The sequence below is a fragment of the Neorhizobium turbinariae genome, from assembly GCF_023223505.1.
Lineage (GTDB): Bacteria > Pseudomonadota > Alphaproteobacteria > Rhizobiales > Rhizobiaceae > Neorhizobium > Neorhizobium turbinariae.
On sequence record NZ_JALPRY010000003.1, the window covers coordinates 29,156 to 45,440 of the forward strand.

The 16,285-nt window shown below is 60.1% G+C and carries 14 protein-coding genes; 11 read left to right on the plus strand and 3 right to left on the minus strand.

The genetic code is table 11. From position 1 onward, the window contains the following. From M0654_RS02270 to M0654_RS02300, 7 genes are all read left to right on the plus strand, one after another. Nucleotides 1-1,110, plus strand: a complete 1,110-nt coding sequence (locus M0654_RS02270) for an ABC transporter ATP-binding protein (protein WP_248681655.1) — start codon at nt 1-3, stop codon at nt 1,108-1,110. Between the two features lie 16 nt (nt 1,111-1,126). Continuing rightward, nucleotides 1,127-3,562 (plus strand): beta-mannosidase, encoded by a 2,436-nt coding sequence (locus M0654_RS02275; RefSeq protein WP_248681656.1) that lies wholly within the window; start codon nt 1,127-1,129, stop codon nt 3,560-3,562. A gap of 20 nt (nt 3,563-3,582) precedes the next feature. Then, nucleotides 3,583-4,344, plus strand: a complete 762-nt coding sequence (locus M0654_RS02280) for a sugar phosphate isomerase/epimerase family protein (protein WP_248681657.1) — start codon at nt 3,583-3,585, stop codon at nt 4,342-4,344. Between the two features lie 23 nt (nt 4,345-4,367). Then, nucleotides 4,368-5,501 carry a Gfo/Idh/MocA family protein gene (locus tag M0654_RS02285; protein WP_118850648.1) on the plus strand — a complete coding sequence of 378 codons (1,134 nt, stop codon included), beginning with the start codon at nt 4,368-4,370 and terminating at the stop codon, nt 5,499-5,501. Nucleotides 5,502-5,677: 176 nt separating this feature from the next. Further along, the gene (gene crtY, locus M0654_RS02290) at nt 5,678-6,877 is read left to right on the plus strand and encodes a lycopene beta-cyclase CrtY (RefSeq protein WP_248681658.1); all 1,200 of its coding nucleotides are present in this window, start codon (nt 5,678-5,680) and stop codon (nt 6,875-6,877) included. Next, a complete protein-coding gene (locus M0654_RS02295; protein ID WP_248681659.1) occupies nt 6,874-8,361 on the plus strand; it encodes a phytoene desaturase in 1,488 nt (495 codons plus the stop codon). The genes crtY and M0654_RS02295 overlap by 4 nt, the downstream gene beginning before the upstream one ends. After that, entirely contained in the window at nt 8,358-9,290 is a 933-nt protein-coding gene (locus M0654_RS02300; protein WP_248681660.1) for a phytoene/squalene synthase family protein, read from the plus strand. Before M0654_RS02295 ends, M0654_RS02300 begins: the two co-directional genes overlap by 4 nt. A 4-nt stretch (nt 9,291-9,294) precedes the next feature. On the opposite strand, the gene M0654_RS02305 is transcribed toward M0654_RS02300, so the two are convergent. Beyond that, nucleotides 9,295-10,158, minus strand: coding sequence for a polyprenyl synthetase family protein (locus M0654_RS02305; RefSeq protein ID WP_248681661.1), 864 nt, complete (start codon nt 10,156-10,158; stop codon nt 9,295-9,297). Between M0654_RS02305 and M0654_RS02310 the strand changes: the two genes are divergently transcribed. Together M0654_RS02310 and fni are read left to right on the plus strand one after the other, a co-directional pair. Further along, nucleotides 10,145-10,354 (plus strand): hypothetical protein, encoded by a 210-nt coding sequence (locus tag M0654_RS02310; protein WP_248681662.1) that lies wholly within the window; start codon nt 10,145-10,147, stop codon nt 10,352-10,354. The genes M0654_RS02305 and M0654_RS02310 overlap by 14 nt on opposite strands. 2 nt (nt 10,355-10,356) lie before the next feature. Further along, the gene (gene fni / locus M0654_RS02315) at nt 10,357-11,400 is read left to right on the plus strand and encodes a type 2 isopentenyl-diphosphate Delta-isomerase (RefSeq protein ID WP_248681663.1); all 1,044 of its coding nucleotides are present in this window, start codon (nt 10,357-10,359) and stop codon (nt 11,398-11,400) included. On the opposite strand, the gene M0654_RS02320 is transcribed toward fni, so the two are convergent. Further along, nucleotides 11,382-12,122, minus strand: a complete 741-nt coding sequence (locus M0654_RS02320) for a hypothetical protein (protein WP_248681664.1) — start codon at nt 12,120-12,122, stop codon at nt 11,382-11,384. The two genes, fni and M0654_RS02320, sit on opposite strands and share 19 nt — an antisense overlap. Nucleotides 12,123-12,324: 202 nt before the next feature. Beyond that, nucleotides 12,325-13,278 carry a flagellin N-terminal helical domain-containing protein gene (locus M0654_RS02325; protein WP_248681665.1) on the minus strand — a complete coding sequence of 318 codons (954 nt, stop codon included), beginning with the start codon at nt 13,276-13,278 and terminating at the stop codon, nt 12,325-12,327. 627 nt (nt 13,279-13,905) lie between these two features. Between M0654_RS02325 and M0654_RS02330 the strand changes: the two genes are divergently transcribed. Beyond that, nucleotides 13,906-14,856: a flagellin N-terminal helical domain-containing protein gene (locus tag M0654_RS02330; RefSeq protein ID WP_118850641.1), complete on the plus strand. Its 951-nt coding sequence runs from the start codon at nt 13,906-13,908 to the stop codon at nt 14,854-14,856. Between the two features lie 343 nt (nt 14,857-15,199). Further along, nucleotides 15,200-16,153 carry a flagellin N-terminal helical domain-containing protein gene (locus M0654_RS02335; protein ID WP_118850640.1) on the plus strand — a complete coding sequence of 318 codons (954 nt, stop codon included), beginning with the start codon at nt 15,200-15,202 and terminating at the stop codon, nt 16,151-16,153. Nucleotides 16,154-16,285: the final 132 nt, after the last annotated feature.

The window sequence follows — 16,285 nt, forward strand, 5'->3', positions numbered from 1 at the left end:
ATGCACGACGTCGTGTCCATCAAAAAGAACAGCGTCTCCATCCGCGACCTGTCCCTCGCTTTCGGATCCGTGAAGGTCCTCGAAAACCTCAACCTCGATATTCGTGACGGCGAATTCCTGGTGCTGCTGGGCTCCTCCGGTTGCGGCAAGTCCACGCTCTTGAACTGCATTGCGGGGCTGCTGGAGCCGACCGACGGGCAGATCTTCATCAAGGACCGCAACGTCACCTGGGAAGAGCCGAAGGATCGCGGCATCGGCATGGTGTTCCAGTCCTATGCGCTTTACCCGCAGATGTCGGTGGAGAAGAACCTTTCCTTCGGGCTTCGGGTCGCCAAGGTGCCGAAGGACGAGATCAACAAGCGTGTTGCACGTGCTGCCGGCATCCTGCAGATCGAGCCGTTGTTGAAGCGAAAGCCTGCCGAGCTTTCCGGTGGCCAGCGCCAGCGCGTGGCGATCGGGCGTGCGCTGGTGCGCGACGTCGACGTCTTCCTGTTCGACGAACCGCTGTCAAACCTTGATGCCAAGCTGCGTTCGGAACTGCGCGTCGAGCTCAAGCGGCTGCACCAGTCGCTCAAGAACACGATGATCTACGTGACGCACGACCAGATCGAGGCACTGACGCTCGCTGACCGCATCGCCATCATGAAGAGCGGCGTTATCCAGCAGCTCGATGATCCGGTGACGATCTACAACCGGCCGAAGAACCAGTTTGTCGCGGGCTTCATCGGTTCGCCCTCGATGAACTTCCTGCCCGGCGAACTGGCGGAAGAGGGCGGCAAGACGGTGTTCCGCACCAATGGCGTCAGCTTCTCGCTCGACGGTTACGAGGCCTCCGAACCGCTGACGCCGGGGCGCAAGGTAACGCTCGGTGCGCGTCCGGAGCACATCAAGGTCGATAGCGACATCCAGTGCGGCGAAGTGCATGAGGCGATCGTCGATATCGAGGAACCCATGGGCGCCGACAACCTGCTGTGGCTGAAGCATGCCGGTCATGTCATGTCGGTTCGTATCGGTGGCGCACGGCGTTACGCGGTTGGCTCCAAGGTACGGCTTGCCTTCGATATGAGCATGGCCTCGCTGTTTGACGCGCAGACCGAAGAACGTCTCTGATGACCGGTCGCTCCAGATGACAGCAATTGACCTTGCGGGATCCTGGCGGTTGGCAACCGCCGATAGATCACGCCGCGCCGACATTACAATCCCCGGTGACGTGCATAGTGCCCTGAAGGCGGCGGGGATCATTCCCGACCCGTATTTCGGACGCAACGAGAACCTCGTGCAATGGGTGGCGCATGAGGACTGGGTGGTGGAGCGGCAATTCACGCTCGAAGATGTCGATGGCGCCTGGTATCTCGACATCACCTATCTCGACACGGTCGCGACGATCTCGGTGAACGGCGTGCCGGTGCTGGAAGCTAACAATTGCTTCCGCCGTTATCGCCCGGATGTGACGAAGGCTCTGAAGCCCGGCGACAACACGATCCGCATCCTGTTCCATTCCAGCGTAGCCGAGGCCGCCAAGAGGCAGGCTCGCCAGCCCTTCTACATTCCGTATTCAACCGCGAACTGCCCGATCCCGAACGGCAACATGTTGCGAAAGCCGCAATGCGATTTCGGCTGGGACTGGAATATCGCGCTGGCGCCTCTCGGCCTCTATGGCGAAATTTCGCTGAAGAAGCTGCAGACGGCGCGCATCGAGGATGTCGTCACGACGCAGAAGCATCAGGATGATGGTTCCGTCGACGTCACGGTTTCGGTCACGCTCCATGCGCAGGACCAGGGCTTCCTGGCGCTGCATCTGTCGCTCGGCGAGGAGCGGGTGCGCCTCGATTGCGGCGTCGGCAAAGGCGAGACCACCATCTCTCATGTCCTCCATATCGACAACCCGAAACTCTGGTGGCCGGCGGGCAGCGGCGAACAGCCGCTCTACGAGCTGGGCGTCGAGACACCTTCCGAGACGGTGACGCGGCAGATTGGCCTTCGGACTGTCGAACTGCTGACCGATCTGGATGAGGCGGGCAGCCGGTTTGCATTCCGCATCAACGGGCGCGAGATCTTCTGCCGCGGCGCGAACTGGATTCCGGCGGACGCGCTGTTTTCGCTGACGAGCGCCGGGAAGACCGAGGATCTGCTGCGTTCGGCGGTCGATGCCAACATGAACATGATCCGCGTCTGGGGCGGCGGCTTCTACGAGCAGGACTGGTTTTACGAGAGCTGCGACCGGCTTGGACTGATGGTCTGGCAGGACTTCCAGTTCGCCTGCAACCTTTACCCCTCCACCCCGGATTTCCTTGCAGAGGTCGCCGAGGAGGTGGACTATCAGGTCCGGCGGCTCGTTTCGCATCCGTCAATCGTCCTCTGGTGCGGCGACAACGAGCTTGTGGGCGCGCTGAACTGGTTCAAGGAGTCGCTTGAAAACCGCGACCGATACCTCGTCTCCTACGACCGGCTGAACCGGGTAATCGAACAGGCGCTCGCCAAGGCGGCGCCCGATGCCATCTGGTGGCCGTCGAGCCCCGCCGCCGGGTATCTGGATTACGGTGACGCCTGGCACGCTGACGGCTCCGGCGACATGCACTACTGGTCGGTCTGGCACGAGAACAAGCCGTTCGATGATTATCGGTCCGTGCGGCCGCGCTTCTGCTCCGAATTCGGTTTCCAGTCCTATACGTCGCTTCCGGTCATCCAGACCTATGCGGAGGCGAAGGACATGAACATCGCCTCGCCGGTGATGGAGCATCACCAGAAGAATGCCGGCGGCAACGAGCGGATCGCCGGGACGATGTTCCGCAACTTCCGTTTCCCGAAGGACTTCCCGAACTTCGTTTACCTGAGCCAGGTGCAGCAGGCGGTGGCGATCAGGACGGCGGTCGACTATTGGCGGTCGCTGAAGCCGCATTGCATGGGCACACTTTACTGGCAGCTCAACGATACCTGGCCGGTCGCCTCCTGGTCGAGCCTCGATTACGGCGGGAGCTGGAAGGTGCTGCACTACCATGCCCGTCGTTTCTTCCAGCCGGTGTCGGTCATGGCCATTCCGTCCGAAGACGGCAGCGAGATCCGCTTCTCGGTCGTCAATGACACGGCAGACAATGTGACGGTGACGCTGAACCTATCTCTCCTGACGATGAATGGGGAACGGCAGTTACTGGAGACGGCGCAGGTCGTCTGTACGCCGGATGCTGCCGTTACCGCCCTGAGCCTGCCGGCGAGCCGTGTTCCCGAGCAGTCGCTGCTCGCCTGGAGCTTCACCGCATCCAACGGCATGGGCGGTGAGGGGCACTACGTTCCCGGCACCTACAAAGCGCTTGAGCTTGAACCGTCGGGCTTGGAGCTTTCCGTCTCGCCTGGCGAGGACGGCAATTTCGACGTGCTCGTGAAGTCGCAAGGCCTTGCATTGTTCGTTCTCGTCGAGACCGATGTCCCCGGCCGCTACTCCGACAACGCCTTCGATCTCGCTGCAGGCGAAAGCCGCCTCATCCGCTTTACCCCCACCGATGCCGCGGAAACGCTTCCGCAATTCCGCATTTATGACCTCTATTCCTGCCAGGCGGCAGGCTGACCTTTCCTTGGGAGGACCTCATGACGAAACTCGGTTTCCAACTTTATTGCGCCCGCAACTTCCCGCCGCTTGCCGACGTCCTCAAGAAGGTCGCTGCCGCCGGTTACACCGAGGTGGAAGGGTATGGCGGGATCTACGCCACGATGGACGAGCTTTCGCTGAAGACGCTGCGCGGAGATCTCGATTCCAACGGCCTGACTATGCCGACCGGCCATTTCGGCTTCGACCTTCTGGAAAAGGAGCCGGAGCAGGCTCTGCTGATCGCGAGGACACTCGGTGTCGAGGGGATCTATTGCCCGCATCTGGCGCCGGATGCCCGGCCGACAGACGCCGCAGGCTGGGAGGCTTTTGGCAAACGCCTGCAGGAGGTTAGCAAGCGTTACGTTGATGCCGGCTACACCTTCGGATGGCACAACCATGATTTCGAGTTCAAGCAGTTACCGGACGGCTCGGTGCCGCAGGACTATGTCTTTGCCGGCGGGCCGGACCTGAAATGGGAGATGGACGTTGCCTGGGTGATCCGCGGCGGTGCCGACCCCTTCGCCTTTATCGAAAAGTACAAGGATCGCATCACCGCCGTGCACGTGAAGGACATCGCACCGGCCGGCGAAAATCTTGACGAGGACGGATGGGCCGATGTTGGCCACGGCACCGTTGCTTGGAAGGACCTGCTCCAGGCGCTCCGTGCGACACCCGCCAAGCATTACGTGCTCGAACATGACAACCCGAAGGACCTCGACCGGCTGCTGACACGCTCGATCCAGTCCTTCCGCGCCTATTAATCCTGCATTCTCCGGAGTTTTTCATGTCCAAGGAACTTGGCGTCGGCATCATCGGATGCGGCAATATTTCCACGACCTATTTTCGACTGGCGCCGCTCTTCAAGGGCCTGAAAGTCGTCGCCTGCGCAGACCTCAACGAGAAGGCGGCCGAAACGCGGGCCGAGGAATATGGCGTGAAGGCGCAGTCGATCAGCGACCTTCTTGCCAATGAGGAGGTGGATGTTGTCGTCAACCTCACCATCCCTGCAGCACACTTTGCCGTCTCGAAGGCGATCCTGGAGGCGGGCAAGCACGTTTATTCGGAAAAGCCGCTGGTCATCACGCTGGAGGAGGGCAAGGCGCTGCAGGCGCTGGCCCAGGAAAAGGGCCTGTCGGTCGGCTGTGCGCCTGATACCTTCCTCGGCGGCGCCCACCAGCTTGCCCGCAAGCATATCGATGAAGGTCGTGTTGGCCGCATCACTTCGGGCACCTGCCATGTGATGAGCCCCGGCATGGAGATGTGGCACCCGAACCCCGGCTTCTTTTTCCTGGAAGGCGGTGGACCGATCCTCGATCTCGGGCCCTACTACATCGCCAACCTCATCAACTTCCTTGGCCCGGTGAAGCGGGTGGCGGCACTGACTTCCATGGCGAGCCCAACCCGCCTCGTCACAAGCGAACCGCTGAACGGGCAGGTCATTCCCGTGGAAACGCCGACGAACATCCACGCTCTCCTGGAATTCGTGAACGGCGCGACGATCACGCTCTCGGCAAGCTGGGATGTGTGGTCGCACCGGCACTCCAACATGGAGCTCTACGGCACGGAAGGTTCTATCTTCGTGCCGGATCCGAACTTCTTCGGCGGCAAGGTGGAAGCGAGCGGGCGCAACAAGGATATCCAGCCGCTGGAGCCCTGGGATCACCCGTTCGGCATCGAGAACCAGGAACATCCGCAGGGTCCGCGCGCCAATTATCGCACGGCAGGCCTTGCCGACATGGCCATGGCGATTATCGAAGGCCGCGATGCCCGCTGCTCGCTGGAGCGGACGCTGCATGGCGTCGACGTGATGACCTCGATCCTCAAGTCGGGCGAGGAGGGGCGGTTCATCGACCTCACCACGACCTGCACGCAACCGGCGGCGCTCGGGATCGAGGAGGCGAGGGCGCTGCTGCGCTGATGTTCGTGTTCTGAGGAGCGGCCGCTTAGGCCGCTCTCATCGCTCCGTGAGGATAAGCGACGGACACGAGCTGTTGATCTGATCCGTTGTTCGGCGAGACAAACGCGTCTTGAGGAATAGGGGCTCTGCCCCATATTGGCTCCCACGCGGCTATGGGAAGCGGGTGAGACCAAGACATGCCTGTTTCAACACGGCAAAGCGGATCGGATGCGGATGTCATCCTCGTGGGAGCGGGGCTCTGGAGCGCGCTTGTTGCCGCGCGCCTGTCCGGCCTTCCTGCCCCGCCACGCATCATCATCCTGGAAAAGTCGCCCACGCCCTTTGCCGGACATACCTGGTCGTTCCACCAGAGCGATGTCGCTGCCACCGACATGGTCTGGCTCGAGCCGATGATCGCCCACCGGTGGCAGCGGCAGACGGTTCGTTTTCCAGCCTATACGCGCACGCTTGACACGGGTTATGCCTCGCTGACCTCCGAGAGCGTCGCGCGTTATATCGAAGGCCTTCCGAACGTGAAACTGCGGGCCGAGGCGCAGGTGGAACGGGTCGAGGACGACAGGGTGCGGCTGGCGGACGGGTCTGAGTTTCATAGTCCCTGCGTGATCGACGCGAGCGGCTTTGCACCGGATCCGGCCCTGAAGCTCGGCTTCCAGAAATTCGTTGGCTTGGAGGTGGAGACCGAGAGCCCGCATGGCCTGATTGACCCGATCATCATGGATGCGACGGTGCCGCAGCTCGACGGCTACCGCTTCCTTTATTGCCTTCCGTTCGCGCCAAACCGGCTCTTGATCGAGGATACGCGTTATTCGGATGGTCCGGATGTCGATGCCGCCGAACTGGAGGCTGCGGTTCTCGATTATGCATCATCGCAAGGCTGGTCCGTCGCGCTGATCGTCAAACGGGAGCAGGGCGCGCTGCCGATTACACTGGCCTTTGATGCTGAGGCATTCTGGAGCCGCAAGCCGAAGACGGTCCCGCAGATGGGACTGAAGGCTGCACTCTTCCATCCGGTCACGGGCTACAGCCTGCCTGAGGCGGTTGCTGCCGCTAATCTGATCGCCGAGGCCTGGCCGACGACGAGCCCGCGGCTCGCCGACGCCATCCGGACATATGCCAGACGGCGCGCCAAGCAACAGGGCTTTTACCGGCTCCTCAACCGCATGCTTTTTCGCGCCGCGGCGCCGGACAAACGATATCTCGTCCTGCAGCGTTTCTACCGTCTGCCGCAGGGCCTCATCGAAAGCTTTTATGCCGGCAGAACCACAAAATGGCAGATGCTTCAGATCTTGACCGGCAAGCCCCCTGTGCCGCTCGGCAAAGCCATCACATGCATGAGCGAATCCGGATTCCTTCAGCGAGAACAGCAAACAGCATGACAACAAAAAAAGCGGCAGTCATCGGTGCGGGACTGGGCGGGCTTGCGCTCGCAATAAGGCTTCAGAGCGCCGGCATCCAGACCGTGCTCTACGAGAAGCGCGATAAGCCGGGCGGACGTGCCTATGTTTATGAGCAGGACGGCTTTACCTTCGATGCCGGCCCGACTGTCATCACCGATCCGGACTGCCTGCAGCAGCTCTGGACGTTGAGCGGCCGCGACATGGCAGATTACGTGACACTCTTGCCGGTGCATCCGTTCTATCGGCTCTGCTGGGAAGACGGCTACGAGTTCGATTACGCGGATGACCAGGACGCAATCGACCGCCAGATTGCTGAAAAATCGCCCGCCGATGTGGAAGGATACCGACGCTTCCTTGCCTATTCGAAGGAGGTCTATCGGGAAGGTTATGAGAAGCTCGGGACGGTTCCCTTCCTGAACTTCTGGTCGATGGTGAAGGTCGCGCCGCAACTGATCCGGCTAGAAAGCCATCGCAGCGTTTATTCCAAGGTCGCACAGTTCATCAAGGACGAGCATCTGCGCCAAGCCTTCTCGTTCCATTCGCTTCTCGTGGGCGGCAACCCGTTCCAGACGTCATCCATCTATGCGCTGATTCATGCGCTGGAGCGGCAAGGCGGCGTGTGGTTCGCCAAGGGCGGCACCGGTGCGCTGGTGCGCGGCATGGTGCGCCTGTTCGAGGACCTCGGCGGCCAGGTGAAGCTCAATGCAGCGGTGGACCAGGTGACAATGTCCGGCGGCAAAGCGGATGCGGTCGTCCTGAGGGATGGGACGTCCGAGCGGTTCGACATGGTCGCATCAAATGCCGACGTAGTGCACACCTACAAGCACATGCTTCGCGGGACAGAGCGCGGCACGGCCATGACCAAGAGCCTGGAGAAGAAGCGCCACTCGATGTCGCTCTTCGTCGTCTATTTCGGCCTGAAGAAAAAACATCCAGAGCTCAAGCACCACATGGTGCTGTTCGGGCCGCGCTATCGGGAGCTGGTGACAGAGATCTTTGGAACGGCAAAACTCGCGGACGACTTTTCGCTTTATCTTCACGCACCCTCGGTGACCGACGATAGCCTCGCGCCGGGAGGCTCGAGCGCCTACTACGTCCTGTCTCCTGTGCCGCATCTCGGCACAGCGGACATTGATTGGGAGATCGAGGGGCCGAAATACCGCGACAAGATCCTGCGCTATCTCAACGATCGCTATATTCCCGGCCTGCTCGATGATCTCGTGACCGTGCGGCACTTTACGCCGTTCGACTTCCGCGACGAACTAAACGCGCATCTCGGCTCGGCATTCTCGGTCGAACCCATCCTCACCCAGAGCGCTTGGTTCCGGCCGCATAACCGCGATGACGTCGTATCCAACCTCTACATCGTCGGTGCCGGCACGCATCCGGGCGCTGGAATCCCAGGGGTCGTGGGATCTGCCAAGGCAACCGCGGGACTGATGATCGAGGCGGCGTCTGCATGAGCGATACAGTCGTCCGGGAGAGCGAAGCAACGATCGCAAAGGGATCGCAGAGCTTTGCCGCGGCGGCGAAGCTCTTCGACCGCCGTACCCGCGACGATGCGGTCATGCTTTATACCTGGTGCCGCTATTGCGACGACGTCATTGACGGCCAGGAGATGGGTTACGGCAAAGGCGGCGTTCCGGCCCAGGATGAGCAGCTTGAGCGTCTGCGCGAGCTGCAATCGAAGACTGACCAGGCGCTTTCCGGCATCAGGAGCGAGGACGTCCATTTCGAGGCGCTGCGCCGGGTGGTGGAGCGCAACGACATCGATCCGCGCTATCCTCTGCAACTGCTGCAGGGTTTCGAGATGGATGTGCGGTGCGCCACATACCAGACGCTGAACGACACGAAGCTCTATTGCTACCACGTCGCGGGCGTGGTGGGGGTGATGATGGCGATGATCATGGGCGCGCGCGACCCATCCACGCTCGACCGGGCCTCGGATCTCGGCATCGCCTTCCAGCTTACCAATATCTGTCGGGACATCATCGATGATGCACGCGAGGGTCGCTGCTACGTGCCGTCGCAGATGCTCGCTGAGGCCGGAATAAAGAACGTGGATCCGGATGATCCGCAGCAGCGCGCTCTGCTCTTTCCTGTGGCGGTCTCACTCCTCCAAACCGCAGATCGCTATTACGATTCCGCCTATGCCGGGATCGCGGAGCTTCCCTTCCGTTCGGCCTGGGCAATTGCCTCGGCCAGACGGGTCTATCGTGCCATTGGGCGCAAGCTGGTGACGCTTGGGCCGCGGGCCTGGGATGAGCGCGTGTCCACCAGCCGTTGGACAAAAGCGGGGCTTGTTCTTCTCGCGCTGGGGGACGTAGTCCTCACCCGCGTCTACCGCCCTCGTTATGCGAGGGGCGACCTTTTCAATCGCCCGACTGCCTGAAGCCTCAAGCCGATGCGGCTTCGATCGGCATGATCTGAAACACGCTCTTCAGCATCACGTCGGCTTCTTCCTCGCGGATGCCACAATGCGGCAAGAGACCGTAAGCCAGCCGCAGATGCTCCAGATAGGCTGAGCGGGCTTCAGCCGGCCCAAGCCGGGAGGCCATGGTGCTCTTGCCGACATCCTTGCCGGTGTCCTTGCCGAGCACGCTCGCCGCCCCGGTGGTGTCGAGGTAATCGTCCATAGTCTGGAAGGCGGAGCCGATGTGGCCCGCGAAGGCCTTGAGTGCGATCCGCTGTTCCTCGGGCTTGTTGTCCAGCAGTCCGGCCATTTCCGCCGTTGCGCCAAAAAGGGCGCCGGTCTTCAGCCAGTTCTTCTGCTCGACATCAGCAATATTGTCCTGCCCGAAGCCGCCGTTGAGGTCGAGTTCCTGCCCGCCGGCCAGGCCTTCGTAGCCAATGGCGCTGGAGATGATTTCCACCAGCCTTGCCCTGAGCTGCGGCTCCACGCCTTCGACAGTACTGATGATATTGATGCCACGCATGAGGAGCGAGATTGCCGCGAGGATGGCAGTCGCTTCGCCGAACGCCTTATGGGTCGTTACCTGCTGGCGCCTCAAGTCCGCATTATCCATGCAGGGCAGATCATCGAGGATGAGCGAGGCGGTGTGGACCATCTCGATCCCGCAGCCGATGTCGATTGCAGCGTCTTGCTTGCTGGGGTCCCGGATCATGCTGATAAAGAACAGCGGCCTGAAACGCTTCCCGCCGCCCATCAGCGCATGTGACATGGCTCTCGAAAGGGATGCTGGAACAAAGGCATCTGTTACCAGCAGTGACTGCAGCCGATCCTCGATGATCGCCTTCATCATCTTCAACGACTGGGCGGCCTCGGCGCGAGATGTGCGCGATGCAAAGGGCGTGGTCGCCGATCCGTTACTACTTTCAGCCAAAACTGCCGAACAATCCCAGGACATTACCGAAGCCTTACCTATATTGAGTGCAACGCCGGGTTCCCGGGTGTCCGTGATATATCTGTGGCAGCTTCGGCCGGTTGAAAGGTGAAAATGCTTCTCGAGCGAAAAAAACAACATCTCGACATCGTGCTGAGCGGAAAAGCGCATGGCGTGGGGCGGGCGTCGGGCTTCGACGCGATCCGCTTTGAACACGTGGCGCTGCCGGAACTCGATCTCGATCATATTGACCTTGCTACGGAATTTCTTGGCAAGGTGATCAAGGTGCCATTCATGGTGAGTTCGATGACGGGCGGACCGGTCGAGGCGCTGACCATCAATCACAATCTCGCCATCGCCTGCGAGGACCTACGCATTCCGCTGGCCGTCGGGTCGCAGCGTGTCGCCATCGAAGGTGACGATCGGGGAGGGCTCGGCAAGGAGCTGCGGCAGTTGGCGCCCAGCACTCCAATCCTTGCCAATATCGGCGCAGCCCAGCTCAACACCGGTTTCGGCCATGCCGAAGCGCAGCGTGCCGTCGACATGTTCGAGGCGGATGCCCTGATCATCCATCTCAATCCGTTGCAGGAAGCCGTGCAGCCTGAGGGTGACCGCAACTGGTCCGGCCTTTTGAACAAGATCGGCGAGCTTTGCCGCAGCCTGCCGGTGCCGGTTGTCGTCAAGGAAGTGGGCTATGGCATTTCGCCGAAGGTCGCGCAGCGGCTGGTGGCGGAAGGTGTCGCGGTGATCGATGTCGCAGGTGCTGGCGGAACCAGCTGGACAACGATCGAGGCCGAGCGTGCCGCGACCGCCGCGCAGGCGGCGATTGCCTCGGCTTTTGCCGACTGGGGACAGCCGACTTCAAGATTGGTGGAAGCCGTGCGCTCGGCTTGTCCCGATGCAGGCATCATCGCGTCAGGTGGCATATCGAACGGCGTTGATGCGGCCAAGGCCATTCGGCTGGGTGCTGATGTGGTGGCCCAGGCGGCGCCGGTGCTGCGGGCGGCGCTGATTTCGCCGGAGGCGGTGATCGAACATTTCTCGATCATGAGCGAGCAGTTGCGTATCGCCTGCTTTTGCACCGGCTCTGCGAACCTGACGGCGCTCCGAAGCGCCCGGCTGGAAGATCAAGCTCAGGGTTACTTCTCAACCCAGTAGGATGTCGCGTTGTCGATGATTTTGGTGATCTGGCGCTGGTCGCGCCAGTCGCGCCCGATATCACGGATCACCGGCGTTTGCCGGGGTGAAAAGATGTAGTTGTCATATGGTGCGGCCATGCGTTCCAGCGCGGGATTGACGCCGGAATAGAACTGCTTTTCTGGATCACGCGTCTCATCCATCAGGGCGGCAGCCTGCCGTGCGAAGTCGCCACGCAGGATGGACGGCGATGTCGTAAACTTCGGGAAGGTGCGAAACAGCGGGATCTTGATGCCGAAGATGCGGGCGTAGTCGTTTCGCCGGTGAAGATGGCCCTTCCGAGCGATGTCCCAATTCTGGTCCGCGGTGTGAAAGGACACCTGCATCACCTTTGGGTCCAAAAACGGCTCCAGGACTTGGAGCCCGATCGTCGTCAGTGCCGTCCAGTCATCTTCGAGATGGAAGACGTAGTCTGAGCGCGTGCCGCCCCAGAGGCGCTTCACCGCTGCACAGAAGCCCGGTTTTTCCGGTTGGTATATCACGGCCTGTGGAAAATGCTCTCTGACAACCTCGATGCAGGCGACCGCGTCATCCTCGGTTCCGAAGACAGGGTCGATGTTGACGAAGGCGTTGGAGAAGGAGAACTGCGCGAACACGTCCTTCGAAAAGCTTTCGAGCGTCTTGCGCAGAAGCTTCGGTCGCCGTCCGGCAACAATGCAGAGGTCGATTGTGGATTCGTGCAAAGTCTGGTCCCCTCGCTGGTGCCGGGAGTGGGTGGAGTGTCGCAAAGCTCATAACAGGCTTGCACTCGATCCAGCAATGTCAGCCGAGAAGACGGAGAAGCAGCGGGCCACCTGGAGGTTCAGCGGCGGTAGAAGGAACGGGTGCTTCCCCAAACGAGATAAGGCTGTGGCGCGGTGAACCGCGCCACAGCCCGTGTTGATCTTAGCGGAACAGCGCCAGGATGTTCTGCGAGTCGCTGTTGGCGATCGACAGCGCCTGGATGCCAAGCTGCTGCTGCGTCTGCAGAGCCTTGAGGCGGGTCGACTCTTCGTTCATGTCGGCGTCAACCAGCTTGCTGATACCTGATGCGATCGAGTCGTTCAGGTCCTGCACAAAGTTCTTCTGCAGGTCGATGCGCTTGTTGACGGCACCGATATCGGCAGCAGCGTTGGTCATTTCCTTGAGCGCAGACTCGGTCGCAGCCAGAGTCAGCGACAGAAGGTCTGCGCCCATGCTGGTGATGTCGAGGCTGATGATGCTGCTCGTGGCCTGAACAGCAGCAACCGTCGCACCGAGCGAGTTGGTGTAGGAAACGGTGTGGTACTTCGTCAGGATACCGGTCGTCGTCAAGTGGGTGGTGCCGGTCTGGGCGATCAGCGACGAGCTGCCGGTGTTGTATTCCAGCGTCGTGAGGCTGATGTTGCCGGAGTTGTCACGGTTGAACGAGCCAACGATCGCCTGGGTGCCGGCGGTGTTGGTGCCGGTCTGGTGGTAGACCCAGTTCTGGCCCGAGAAGGAAGCAGACTTGGCGATCGAGATCAGCTGCTCCTGCAGCTGGTCGATTTCCTTCTGGATCTTCCCCTTGTCGACGCCCGGCTGCGAAGCCGCGGTGATCTTCTGCTTGATCTCGTCGACGACGGAGATAGAGCTTTCCAGGGCGGTGTAAGCAACGTCGGTCGTTGCAGCGCCAAGGCCGAGAGCGTCCTTGACGGTGCCCAGTGCCTTGTTGTCGGAACGCATGGTGGTTGCGATCGACCAGTAGGCAGAGTTGTCCGAGGCGGTCTCGACGCGGTAACCGGACGAAATACGGTTCTGGGTACGCTCCATCTCCTGGCTGATCGAACGAAGCGTGGAAAGAGCGGTCAGTGCCGAGTTGTTGGTGAGAATGCTAGCCATGGGTTAGTCCCTTTTACGAAATACTGAGTGGGACATACCGGGTTCAGAAATTACCGGTCACTCCGGTACGGCATCATGCCAACTTGGCCCTCGTTATGGAAACCAAACCCCGTCGTGTGAGGAGGTTTTCACACGTCGTTTCTTGCCAACTTCCTAATTGTCTGCCCCACCAGCAGCGCCTTCGAATCTAGGGTTAACGGATGCTGCGGAAGATGTTTAAAAAATGATTAGTTGCTCTTCGGGACCTCTTGGGATCAGTCATTAAACAATCGTCAGAACTAGAAGCTTCGGTGGTTCTTTCGATCTTCGGAAGGCGAATCATGCCGGGGCGCACGAATCAGCAGATGTTCTTCCAAAATATTTCAATGTAGAGCACAGATTTATCTTGGAGATACTGACGGTGCTGGCAGCAAAAGTGCGTTTTTAAAAGCCGAGAATCAGCACAACGATGCCGTGGTGGCTCTAGTTGATCGATATCAATCGCAGGAACGCGGCAGATCGTCGGAATCTGGCTGAAAGCTGTTCTTGCTCAATTCAAAGGTAACTTGCTGGGGTCCGTTCGTAACCGTTCGTTAACCATAATCAGATTATCTCGTCTCCATCGAACGATAAACAGGGCTACCACTCATGACCAGCATTCTGACGAACAACGCGGCAATGGCCGCTCTTTCCACTCTCCGCAACATCAGCAGCGACATGGAAACCACGCAGAAGCGGGTGTCGTCAGGCTTTCGTATCGAAAATGCATCTGACAACGCCGCATACTGGTCGATCGCAACCACCATGCGCTCCGACAACAAGGCACTGAGCACCGTTAAGGACGCTCTCGGTCTTGGCGCCGCCACGACCGACGTTGCCTACACCGCTCTCGAAAACGCCATCTCGGTTGTTGACGAGATCAAGTCGAAGATCACGGCTGCTTCGCAGCCGGGCGTCGACAAGAGCAAGATCCAGAAGGAAATCGACCAGTTGCAGGAGCAACTGATGTCGATTGCCAAGTCCGCTTCCTTCTCGGGCCAGAACTGGGTCTACCACCAGGCCGGCACCAACACTGCCGGTACCCAGGCCATCGTCGGTTCGTTCAACCGTGACAACTTCGGCAACATCAGCCTGACGAAGCTGGAATATGACACCACGAACTCGTCGCTGATCTCAATGAACGGCGCCACGATGTCGACGGCTGCGGGCATCCTGACCAAGCTCAATTCGGTGAGCTACACCAACTCTGCCGGTACGACCTCCAGCGGCACCGCAGCCAACAGCGTGATGAGCCTCGACATCAGCACCATGGGTGCAGACCTGCTCGCCCAGTCGCTGGTTGCAACGGAAGCTGCCTTGAAGGAGTTGACCAACGCGGCTGCCGACATCGGCGCCATCAACAAGCGCATCGACCTGCAGACGACATTCGTTGAAAACCTGACGGACGCGATCGAAACGGGCGTTGGCAAGCTGGTTGATGCCGACATGAATGAGGAGTCGACCCGCCTCAAGGCCCTGCAGACCCAGCAGCAGCTCGGTGTCCAGGCGCTCTCGATTGCGAACAGCTCTGCGGAAAACATCCTCACGCTGTTCCGTTAAGACCGACAGTCTTCGAACCAGCCCTATCAGAAAGGCCGCGTCATGGATGCGGCCTTTTCCCTTTTATACCGGCACTGAAGGAGAAGGCTTCAGAAAGTTAGAATGCCATGGCTTGTTGAGGGTTAACCGCGCTGCAGCCGGGTTTACCGTCCGCTAACCATAAACAAACCGTCGGCGTGATTGATCGCATTTTAAAGAAATTGATAAGAACTGACCGGCATTGTGCATCTCACACGAAGGGTTCGATCCAGACAAACAAACGGATCGGACTGGCATGATGCCCGACCACGTGACCGGTCAGTCCGGGATGTCCCAATAGTAAAGCGTAACAAAGGGACCAGTTATGTCTAGCATTCTTACCAACAACTCGGCTATGGCCGCCCTCTCCACTCTCCGCTCTATCGGCAGCGAAATGGAGAAGACCCAGAGCCGTATCTCCTCTGGTTACAGGGTCGAAACCGCTTCCGACAACGCCGCTTACTGGTCGATCGCAACGACCATGCGTTCGGACAACAAGGCACTGGGCACCGTCAAGGACGCGCTCGGCCTTGGCGCTGCCATCACCGACGTTGCTTACACCGCCCTGGAAAGCTCGATCTCCGTTGTCGACGAAATCAAGCAGAAGATCACCGCGGCTTCGCAGCCGGGCGTTGACAAGTCCAAGGTTCAGAAGGAAATCGACCAGCTGCAGGATCAGCTGATCTCGATCGCCAAGTCTGCTGCCTTCTCGGGCCAGAACTGGGTCTACCACCAGACCGGCACCAACACCGCCGGCACGCAGGCCATCGTGGGTTCGTTCAACCGCGACAACAACGGCGCCATCAGCCTGACGACGCTGGAATACAACACCGGCAGCTCGTCGCTGATCGCTCAGACCGGCACCACTCACTTGACGACAGCTGGTATCCTGACGAAGTACCACACTGTTTCCTACACCAACTCGCTCGGCGCGACGGTTGCTCCGGCCATCTCGACCAACAGCGTCATCAGCTTCGACATCACCAGCATGGGCGCAGACCTTCTGTCGCTGACGCTGGCCGTCACGGAAGCTGCCCTGAAGGAAATGACCAACGCTGCTGCTGACATCGGTGCTGTCAACAAGCGCATCGAACTGCAGAAGGATTTCGTTGAAGACCTGTCTGACTCGATCGACGCAGGTGTTGGCAAGCTGGTTGACGCTGACATGAACGAAGAGTCGACCCGCCTCAAGGCTCTGCAGACGCAGCAGCAGCTCGGCGTACAGGCTCTGTCGATCGCCAACAGCGAAGCTCAGAACATCCTGACGCTCTTCCGCTAAGAGCCTGGTCCTCAGCGCAAGCTGACTGCCTGAAACAAGAAAGGCCACGCTCGGTTTCGGGCGTGGCCTTTTGCCGTCTGCTGTCTTCCGGCGCAGTCTGGCGGTCTTGAACACAGCTTTTTCCGTTCCCAA